This is a genomic window from Erysipelatoclostridium sp. An15 (genome assembly GCF_002160675.1).
In the GTDB taxonomy this organism is placed as follows: domain Bacteria; phylum Bacillota_I; class Bacilli_A; order Erysipelotrichales; family Coprobacillaceae; genus Thomasclavelia; species Thomasclavelia merdavium.
In genome coordinates this window covers 1-10,037 of the sequence record NZ_NFLA01000073.1, presented here as the reverse complement: position 1 = coordinate 10,037, position 10,037 = coordinate 1, and the positions used below count along the sequence as shown (strand labels likewise).

Sequence of the window (10,037 nt, the reverse complement as noted above, 5' to 3'; positions counted from 1 at the left end):
TCTACTTTTCCAAATCTTTCTTTAGCTAATTTTACAATAGCTTTCATATCTTCTACATTTGTAACATTTGATTTAAGATATGTAGCACAAGAACCTAATTCACTAGCTAGTTTTTCTAGACGATCTTCTCTTCTTCCACTTAATACAACTTTTGCACCATTAGCGGCTAATACTCTTGCAGTAGCTTCTCCGATTCCTGAAGTAGCTCCTGTTATAATTACAACTTTGTTTTCTACGTTTTCCATTTTAGATACCTCCTTGTTTTTACAATTACATTCTAGCAAAGCTTTAATTAAAAAAATAATTGTTAAAAATCATAGATATATGATAATAAATCATAGTATAATATGATTGCAAAACATAGAAAGGAACGTTAAATGGAATTAAGACAACTACGATATATAATAAAAATTGCAGAATGTGGAACGATGCTAAAAGCCGCTGATGAATTATTTATTTCACAATCTGGATTAACTCGCTCATTGAAATCACTAGAAAAAGAGTTAGGAATGGAAATATTTGACCGTATTAATAATCGATTAGTATTAAACGAATATGGAAAAATAATAGTTGCTGATGGAAAAAAGATATTAAATGATGTAGATAAACTGCAAACTAAAGTAAAAAACCAATATAACTTAAATATGAATATGTTAATTGGTTCCTGTGCTCCAGCGCCATTATGGGCTTTTAGATACACGATGAAACGACAATATCCGGATACACCTTTTAGGTATGAAACCATGTCTGATGCCGAAAAACTAATTAAAGGTTTAAATGATCATTATTATACTGCAATTATATTAGATTACCCAATATTAAAAGAAGATGTGGTATGTTTTAAGATGTGTCAGGAAGTTTTAAATATTTCTACTACTAGTGATCAGCCGATTTCATCAAAAAAAGAGATTACATTTAATGAGTTAAATGGTTATAATTTTTTAGAGTATAGTAATACTGGTTATTGGCATGAAGTTTGTGTTAATAATATGCCTGATTCACATTTTATTGTTCAAGATGACCTTGAGTTATATGAGATATTACAAAAACAATCTTCATTATTTACTTTTAGAACCAGTTTGACGATTCCTAGATTTCATCTTTATGAAGATAGGGTTTATATTCCAATTACTGATCAAGAAGCAACGCTTTCTTTTTATTTGATATGTAATAAAAAAGAGTATCCTAAAATTAGTAAAATAAAAGATAATATTAATAATGTTGATTGGAGCCATTATCGAAGTGAAGATTTTGAAGTAAGATAGTAGATGTGGTATAAATTAAATAAATATTGGAGTAATAGAAAATATGAAAATAGATTTTTATTATTGGGGAAGCATGTGTCCAATAGCAAATGAAATTATTAATTTGTTAAATGAATATGAGGATGTATTTGATATACAATTTTATGATTTTACAGATGATCCTGCAATTGCTAAAAAAGAAAAAATCTTTTTTCCTTTTTTAACAGTTGTAAATGAAAAAAGAAGATATTATAGTCCAATTACACAAAAGTTTCTAGAAAGTTTATTAATAGGAAAAATGCCACAAGAAATACCATATAGACCAATACTAGGAACAGTAGAAAAAAGTGTTAATATTCAACAGATTGTAAAAGATAATTATAAACTTGCATGTCAGTGTACTGGTAGAAAACAGTGCTATAAATATGAATTTAAACCATTAATGTATTCTAGTATACCTGATAAAGTTATTGGTTTTATGAACGTAGATGGTAATAAATTATTAGGTGGAGTTGAATGGTATCCTTCTTTATATGTTCCTTATGATATTCCTAAAGGTGATGATATAGCATTTATTACCTGTGTATATATTTCTGATGATTATTTTGATTATAAAACTGCTCCCTTAAAGGCATTAGAACAATATTTAGCTAAGTTATATAATAAGGTTATTGTAATTTGTGATGAAGTGGGTGTGTTTCCTAATGGAGATTTAGCTTTTTTTATTCGAAATGGATATCAGGATGAAAAAGTTATATTTGAAGATGAATATTGTCGGTTACATTTACTTTCTAAAGAATTATCTAGCTTTTAAGAAAGGCTTGATTATCTTTGTAAAATATTGGACTTTTGAATTAGAGGAGGATTTAAAATGGATATTTGGGAAAAGTTATATTTAAAAGCAAAGGAGCAATATCATCCTCAAGAGGTTACTCCCTTTATTTATGCTCATGGTGTTGTATGTGCTATAGAGGCAAAAAACGGTGAAATTTATACCGGATTTTGTATCGAAAGCTGTTGTGATGTTGTTACACTATGCGCTGAGCGAGTTGCAGCATTAAATATGTATGTTAATAGTGGTCAAACCGTAATTAAAAGATTAATTGCTTTTCGTGATAAACCGCCTTATGGCGGTGGCAGCGGGATGCCTTGTGGCGCTTGTCGTGAATTTTTGATGCAGTTATCAATAGAAAATAAAGATATGGAAATTATGGTTGATTACGATAAAAGAGAAACAATAACTCTTGGTGAATTAGTACCAATGTGGTGGGGAGAAGAAAGATATAATAATTCAAAAATTGATGAGTAAAATATAAATTTTGATTTGAGGTGAAAAGATGATGGACATACAAGATAGAAATTATTGTCCTAATTTACAAGAAATAGATGAATATATAAAAAATCCTGTTTTTAAACAATTTTGTTTAGAGATAAAAACAAAATATAAATGTAATGAAAAGATAGAATATAGTTCATGTAGCTATGAAAAAGGCTGGAATATTAAATTTAAAAAGGCTGGTAAAACATTATGTACTATCTATCCTCGAAAAAATTATTTTACCGTTATGGTTGTGATTGGTAAAAAAGAAAAGGAACAGACACAACTTGTTTTGGATGAACTTAGTTATAACATTCAAAAAATATATCATAATACTAGAGAAGGAAATAATCAAAAATGGCTTATGATTGATTTAAATGAAAATGATGAAGTGTATAAAGATATTTTACGTTTAATCGATATTAGACGTAATTCTTAACAAGAATACATATTAAAAATATGGAGTAAGTAATAATGATAGAAATAAGACAAGAAAATAAAAATGATTATGAAGAGGTATATCAAGTTGTAAAAACGGCTTTTGAAAGTGCTGAACATAGTGATGGAAATGAACATGATTTAGTTGATTTATTAAGAAAGAGCGATAATTTTATTCCTGAGTTATCTTTAGTGGCAACATCTAATGGAAAAATAGTTGGCTATATTATGTTTACTAAAGTTAAAATAGGTGACAGTATTCAATTAGCATTAGCACCGTTAGCTGTTTTACCAGAATATCAAAGAAAAGGAATCGGTAGTACGTTAATTAAAGAAGGACATAAAATTGCTAATGATTTAGGATATGATTATTCTATTGTTCTTGGAAGTGAGAAATATTATCCTAAAATGGGCTATTTACCAGCAATAAATTATAGAATAATGCCTTCATTTGAGGTACCAAATGAAAATTTTATGGCTTGTAAATTAAATGAAAAAGCAGCAAATATTTCTGGTATTGTTGAATATGCCAAAGAGTTTGGAATATAGTTAAATATTTTAAGTGGAACAGCAAATTTTAATAAATATTTGTTGTTTTTATATAAATGAATAATGTTAAGTTTATCACTAATATGATATTTAATATTGAAAATATCAACAGAATTTAAAATATCAATAATTATAAGCTTCATTTGAAACATATTTATTAAAATATCTTAAAAATACCATACTTTTAAGTTATTTTGGTTGACAATTAGTACGAAAATGCTAGAATTTAGTAGAAAAATACTGATAGTGGGAGATTTTTTATGGATAATGTTGCAAAGAAAAAGGAAAGTCCTTTAAAAAAATTGAAAACTAGAAAAGAGTTTTTAATTATTGGAGGCTTGTTATTAGTTATAATCGCAGTGTATTTGATTGGAAGTCTATACTTCAATCAGAAATTTTTGAAAAATACCTATATCAATGGGGTTGATGTTGGTGGTTTGACTGTTGAAGAAGCGAATGATGAATTAGCTAAGCTTGTTAATGGTTATACATTAGAACTTCAATTTAATGATGGTAATAGTGAATCTATTTCTGGTAATGAATGTGGTGTAACTTACAATAAGGATAATAATGTTCAAGATATATTGAAAAAGCAAAGTTCATTTTCTTGGATAAATGCATTCTTTGGTAAATCTGAAAATTCAGTTAATAATCTTGCTAAAGTAGATGAAACAGTATTAAGACAACAGTTAGCTTCTTTATCACATCTTCAAGCTGATGCCCAGGTGGCACCAGTTGATGCACGAGTAGAATATACTAATAATCAATTTGCGATTGTTGATGAAGTATATGGATCTACTATTGATCAAGATAAGCTGGTTAGCGAAATAATGTTAGCATTTAGTGAAGGAAAAAATAAACTAAATCTAGATGAAAAGAGCTGTTATGTTCAACCTGGTGTTAAAGCAACAGATGCTTCGATCCAGCAATTATATGAAGCAGCAACTAATTATGCTTCAGCATCAATTACATATAATACAAGATCAGGTGATGTTGTTTTAGATGGAAGTACTTTGATTACCTGGTTATCAATTGATGAAAATGGAAATTATTATCGTGATGATGCAGTTTTTAAAGAAAAAGCAACTGATTTTGTTAGTGACTTAGCTAAAAAAATCAATAGTGTTGGTGGCACTAGAACTTTTGTTGGTGCTAATAATCGGACAATTACTGTTAGTGGTGGTAATTATGGATTACGACTTCAAAATAGTAAAGAAGTTACTGGTTTATTAGAAGATATCTATGCTAATAAAGTAACTACTAGAACACCAGTAACAACTGGCGGTGATGCTGGTGGTGAAAATGGTGGTTTAGGTAATACTTTTGTTGAAATTGACTTAACTGGTCAGCATATGTGGTATCACAAAAATGGAACAATTATTTTAGAATCTGATATTGTTTCAGGAACATACAATAATCCAGAACGACGGACACCAGCAGGAACTTATTATTTATATAATAAGGAAAGAAATCGTACTTTAAGAGGTACTAAAAAACCAGATGGTACTTATGAATATGAAACACCAGTTTCTTATTGGATGCCATTTAATAAAGGAATTGGATTACATGATTCTTCAAGCTGGCGTTCAAGATGGGGTGGCGATATTTATATGAATAATGGATCTCATGGCTGTATCAATTTACCTACAAGTGTAGCTGGACAGTTGTATGAAAATATTGAAATCAATTGTCCTGTAGTATGTTATTATTAAACAGTCTTTTATAAGACTGTTTTCTATTTAGGGGGAATATTATAATTATGAAAATACTTGCAAGTGATTTTGATAATACTTTATTGTTTCATGATCAAGAAAAAAGTTATTATCGATTAGAAGATGTTCAGGCAATTAAAAAATTCCAGGCTCAAGGGAATTTATTTGGTGTTTGTACTGGACGTAGTTATAATGGAGTTATTAATTGGAATAGTGAAGGTATTGAATATGATTTTTATATTCTTTGTTCTGGAGCTAAAATCTTAGATAAACAGGGTAATGTTATTTTTCAAAAATTTATTAATAAATCTTTAGTAAGTGAAATATTAAAGGATTATCCATTAGTTAATACTAGTATTGTTTATTTAGAGGATACTTATATTTTAAATCCAGTTGATGATTATATTAATCATCATAATATTGATTCACTTGATGAAATTGGTGATGAATATGAGGCTTTTTCATTGCATTTTGAAGATGATGAAATAGCTGGTAAAGAATATTTAAAAATAAAAGAGCGTTTTGGTAAATATATTGATGTATATCAAAATGAATGTCATCTAGATTTTGCACCACTTGGTTGTTCAAAAGGAAATGGTATTTTAACAATTATTGATCATTTTAATATTGATAGTAAGGATATGGCTGTAATTGGTGATTCTTATAATGATATACCAATGTTGAAAGTTGTAGATGAAGCATTTACTTTTAATCGTAGTCCTGAAAAAGTAAAGCAAGAAGCTAAATATTTGGTTGATGGTCTTGATGGGTGTATAAGTATCTTAATGGATTGATTTGGAGGAAAGATGAAATTAGAATATTTTACAAGTCAAAAAGATAACCTTGATAAACAAATTAAGCAGTTAGAATCAGCTACCTTTAAGATTTCAATGTTAAGGTTATTGGTTGGTTTGAGCATTATTGTCTTATTGTTAGTGAGTTATTTTTATAAGCTTGACTTGCTGGTTTATGTGTGTTTTTTGCTATTGGTTATATTTATGGGTTTAGTTTATTATTATAATAAGCTAAATCAAAAGCTTTCTTATTTAAAGGCAAAAGCTCAGGTTGTTTTACGTTATTTACAACGTTTTAATCATGATTGGAAAGAGTTTGAAGAAACTGGTAGTGAGTTTTTTAGTGAAATGAGTGGGCCAGTTAAAGATTTGGATCTTGCAGGTCAAAATTCTTTGTATCAATTTTTAAATACGGCAACTTCATCACTTGGGAAAAAACGTTTGATTGATAAGTTAACGAGAAAATCTTTTGATTATAAAGCTCTTATTCAAGAACAACAAGCAGTTGAAGAACTTAATGGAAAAATAGAATTTGTTTTAGAAACAGAAACTTATGGTAAGATGACAAAAGAATATTATCTAGGTGAAAGAGCGGTTAATGATTTTTTAAAACTGATAAAGGATCATAATAGTAGTAATAAACTAACTTTTTTAAATTATCTAATCCCAGTAATTACAATTGTGGCAATACTTTTGTTTTGTTTTAAAATCGGTTTTCAATATATGATAATTGTAGTACCATTATTAATTATGGGACAATTATTTTTTGCTGCTTTAATGTTATTAAAAAATCGTGAGCTATTTGATTGTAGTGCAAAACTATCATCATCACTTGAATATTATTTAAATGTTTGTAATTTAGTTAGTGAAGATGACTTTAATGCTAATCACTTACAAATTATAAAAACTGATTTACAAGCAGCTTTATTGCATTTAAAACAGTTAAAAAAGATTAGTGATATGATCAAACAGCGTAATAATTTATTAGCTTTTTTATTACTAAATGGATTATTATTATGGGATCGTAATTGTTATAGTCGTTTAAATCAATGGATTGATGATCATGGAAATCAGTTAGAACATTGGTTAAAGCAAATTGGTGAGTTAGAATCACTTATTAGTTTACAAGTTTTAATTCAGACTAAAACTGGTGTTTCAATGCCATCAATAGTTGATGAACATAAACCGGTTTTAGAATTTCAAGATGCTTATCATCCTTTATTAGCTAGTAATGAAGCAGTTGCTAATAGTTTTAAAATGGAACGTCAAGTAGCAATAATAACTGGTTCTAATATGTCTGGAAAAACTACATTTTTAAGAACGGTAGGAATCAACTTAGTTTTAGCTTATGCTGGTGGACCGGTAATGGCTAAGTCATTTACTTGTTCGTTGATGCAGTTATTTACATCGATGCGAATTGAAGATGATATTGAAGGAATTTCAACTTTTTATGGGGAGTTACTTAGAATTAAAGAAATTGTTGAAGAAAATCGTACTGGAAAAGTAATGATTGCTTTAATTGATGAGATATTTAAAGGTACTAATTCAGCTGATCGAATAATTGGAGCGCGAGAAACGGTTAAACAGTTATCTTCAAGTAACATATTTACTCTAATTACAACTCATGATTTTGAGCTATGTGAATTAGAAAATGAAGTATCATGTACAAATTATCATTTTGAAGAATATTATCAAGATGATAAAATTAAATTTGATTATCGTATCAAAGATGGTCGCAGTAAGACGACAAATGCTCAGTATTTATTAAAGATGGTCGGAATAATAGATTAACTGTATGATTAATTCATGCAGTTTTTAATATCTAATAATAAAATAGATAACATAAATCCAGCTTAAAAGACCGTGAATAATTGCCCAGCCAATTGATTTCCAGGTAGTATAGCTAATTACCATGGCTAAGGCACTACCAAATGTAATTCCTGATTTTACGGTTTTATGAACAATTGTTGTTTTGTTTTTATTATCTGACATTGTTTTAGGCTCCTTTTGGTTATCTTTTTTTAAATTTTATCATGAAATTATCTAAAATGGATAAAATTATTATTAATAAGTGAAAAAAGATGTTACAAATGATTAAAAATATGATAATATACTGAATTTAGATAGTCTTATGTTAAAATTTATGTAATTATAAGATAAATAAAGTAAAATAATTGACGGAGGTAAGTATGAAAATTGGATTTGATAATGACAAATATTTAAAAATGCAATCATCACATATTAAAGAAAGAATTGCTCAGTTTGGCGATAAATTATACTTGGAGTTCGGTGGTAAATTGTTTGATGATTATCATGCATCAAGAGTTTTACCTGGATTTGCACCAGATAGTAAATTACAAATGTTATTGCAATTAAAAGATCAAGCTGAAGTAGTTATCGCTATTTCTGCTAGTGATATTGAACGTAATAAAGTTCGTGGTGATTTAGGGATTACTTATGATAATGATGTAATTCGTTTAATTGAAGTATATCGAGAAAAAGGATTATATGTAGGTAGTGTTGTTATTACTCAATATGACGGACAAAAAGCAGCCGATGTTTTTAAAACTCGTTTAGAAAATAGAAACATCAATGTTTATTTACATTATTTAATTGATGGATATCCAACAAATACTAAAAGAATTATTAGTAGTGAAGGTTTTGGTAAAAATGATTATATTAAAACAACTAAGCCATTAGTAGTTGTAACAGCACCAGGTCCTGGAAGTGGAAAAATGGCTACTTGTTTATCTCAGTTATATCATGAACATATTAGAGGGGTTAAAGCAGGGTATGCGAAATTTGAAACATTCCCAATTTGGAATTTATCATTAAATCATCCTGTTAACTTAGCTTATGAAGCAGCAACAGCTGATTTAAATGATGTTAATATGATCGATCCATTTCATTTAGAAGCTTATAATAAAGTAACTGTTAATTATAATCGTGATATCGAAATATTTCCAGTATTAAAAAATATGTTTGAAGAAATTTATGGAACTAGTCCATATAATTCACCAACAGATATGGGAGTTAACATGGCTGGTTTATGTATTAGTGATGATGAAGCTTGTCGTGAAGCAAGTCGTCAGGAAATTATTCGTCGTTACTATAACACAATGAATCGTTATGTTCGTGAAGAATGCAGTATTGATGAAGTTAATAAACAAGAATTGGTAATGAATCAAGCAAAAGTTGTTGTTGAAGATCGTAAATGTGTTGCTGCTGCTAACCAAAAAGCAAAAGAAGCTGGATGTTTTGCAGGAGCAATTGAACTTGAAGATGGAACAATTATTACTGGAAGAACATCTGATTTTATGGGTTCTTGTTCAGCAATATTAATCAATGCTCTTAAATATTTAGCTAATATCGATGATGATACTTTATTAATTTCACCATCTGCTTTTGGACCAATTCAACACTTAAAAACAGAATATTTAGGAAGTATTAATCCTCGTTTACATAGTGATGAGATTTTAATTGCTTTATCATTAAGTGCAGTTGATAATAATGAGGCTAAATTGGCTTTACAACAATTACCAAAATTAAATGGAACTCAAGCACATATTACTTCTTCAATTGGACCAATGGATGCTAAAGTATTTTCAAGCTTAGGTATTCAAATTACATATAATGCTAAAAAACAATAACTGGTAAACCCTAATGCAACCGCTAGTTGCGCTTTTGAAAACTAAAATATGTAGCTAAAACAAAGCGGTTTTGATAATAATAAAGGTGACTTAGGGAGGAATAGGAATATGAATATAGAAATAGCAAATCGTCTTGTTAAACTAAGAAAAGAAAACAATTTATCACAAGAAGCATTGGCTAATAAATTAGGAATTAGTCGTCAAGCTGTTAGTAAATGGGAGCGGGATATCCCGACTTTCTAAAGATTCCGATAAATAAAAACATAAGACCAACTATCTTTGATGATAATTGGTCTTTTTTGATGTGAACTGATTAAAATGTCGGAATCTTT

At 28.6% G+C, this 10,037-nt stretch carries 11 protein-coding genes and 1 pseudogene; 10 read left to right on the top strand and 2 right to left on the bottom strand.

All coding sequences use genetic code 11. From position 1 onward, the window contains the following. Window positions 1–245 (bottom strand): SDR family oxidoreductase (locus tag B5E92_RS14315; RefSeq protein WP_143357598.1); only part of this gene is annotated, 245 nt, incomplete at its 3' end. A gap of 132 nt (window positions 246–377) precedes the next feature. Here B5E92_RS14315 and B5E92_RS14310 point away from each other — a divergent pair. The 8 genes from B5E92_RS14310 to B5E92_RS14275 all read left to right on the top strand — a co-directional run bounded on the left by B5E92_RS14310 (window position 378) and on the right by B5E92_RS14275 (window position 7,846). After that, window positions 378–1,265: a LysR family transcriptional regulator gene (locus B5E92_RS14310; RefSeq protein ID WP_087303293.1), complete on the top strand. Its 888-nt coding sequence runs from the start codon at window positions 378–380 to the stop codon at window positions 1,263–1,265. A gap of 43 nt (window positions 1,266–1,308) precedes the next feature. Further along, on the top strand, window positions 1,309–2,058 hold the full coding sequence (locus B5E92_RS14305; protein ID WP_087303291.1) for a hypothetical protein: 750 nt from the start codon (window positions 1,309–1,311) through the stop codon (window positions 2,056–2,058). A 57-nt stretch (window positions 2,059–2,115) separates the two neighbouring features. Further along, window positions 2,116–2,553, top strand: coding sequence for a cytidine deaminase (locus tag B5E92_RS14300; protein WP_087303289.1), 438 nt, complete (start codon window positions 2,116–2,118; stop codon window positions 2,551–2,553). A gap of 31 nt (window positions 2,554–2,584) precedes the next feature. Beyond that, window positions 2,585–3,001 carry a DUF3788 domain-containing protein gene (locus B5E92_RS14295; RefSeq protein WP_239406496.1) on the top strand — a complete coding sequence of 139 codons (417 nt, stop codon included), beginning with the start codon at window positions 2,585–2,587 and terminating at the stop codon, window positions 2,999–3,001. A gap of 35 nt (window positions 3,002–3,036) precedes the next feature. Continuing rightward, window positions 3,037–3,549 (top strand): GNAT family N-acetyltransferase, encoded by a 513-nt coding sequence (locus B5E92_RS14290; protein ID WP_239406495.1) that lies wholly within the window; start codon window positions 3,037–3,039, stop codon window positions 3,547–3,549. A gap of 260 nt (window positions 3,550–3,809) precedes the next feature. Then, window positions 3,810–5,261 (top strand): L,D-transpeptidase family protein, encoded by a 1,452-nt coding sequence (locus B5E92_RS14285; protein WP_087303285.1) that lies wholly within the window; start codon window positions 3,810–3,812, stop codon window positions 5,259–5,261. A gap of 47 nt (window positions 5,262–5,308) precedes the next feature. Further along, window positions 5,309–6,055: an HAD-IIB family hydrolase gene (locus tag B5E92_RS14280; RefSeq protein WP_087303283.1), complete on the top strand. Its 747-nt coding sequence runs from the start codon at window positions 5,309–5,311 to the stop codon at window positions 6,053–6,055. Between the two features lie 12 nt (window positions 6,056–6,067). Then, window positions 6,068–7,846, top strand: a complete 1,779-nt coding sequence (locus tag B5E92_RS14275) for a MutS family DNA mismatch repair protein (RefSeq protein WP_087303281.1) — start codon at window positions 6,068–6,070, stop codon at window positions 7,844–7,846. A 24-nt stretch (window positions 7,847–7,870) separates the two neighbouring features. On the opposite strand, the gene B5E92_RS15730 is transcribed toward B5E92_RS14275, so the two are convergent. After that, window positions 7,871–8,047, bottom strand: a complete 177-nt coding sequence (locus tag B5E92_RS15730; protein ID WP_204215340.1) for a hypothetical protein — start codon at window positions 8,045–8,047, stop codon at window positions 7,871–7,873. Window positions 8,048–8,244: 197 nt separating this feature from the next. On the opposite strand from B5E92_RS15730, the gene B5E92_RS14270 reads away from it, so the two are divergent. Then, window positions 8,245–9,705 carry a DUF1846 domain-containing protein gene (locus tag B5E92_RS14270; protein ID WP_087303279.1) on the top strand — a complete coding sequence of 487 codons (1,461 nt, stop codon included), beginning with the start codon at window positions 8,245–8,247 and terminating at the stop codon, window positions 9,703–9,705. 108 nt (window positions 9,706–9,813) lie between these two features. Continuing rightward, window positions 9,814–9,927 (top strand): annotated as a pseudogene (locus tag B5E92_RS14265) (helix-turn-helix transcriptional regulator); the annotation flags it as partial. Between the last annotated feature and the right edge of the window lie 110 nt (window positions 9,928–10,037).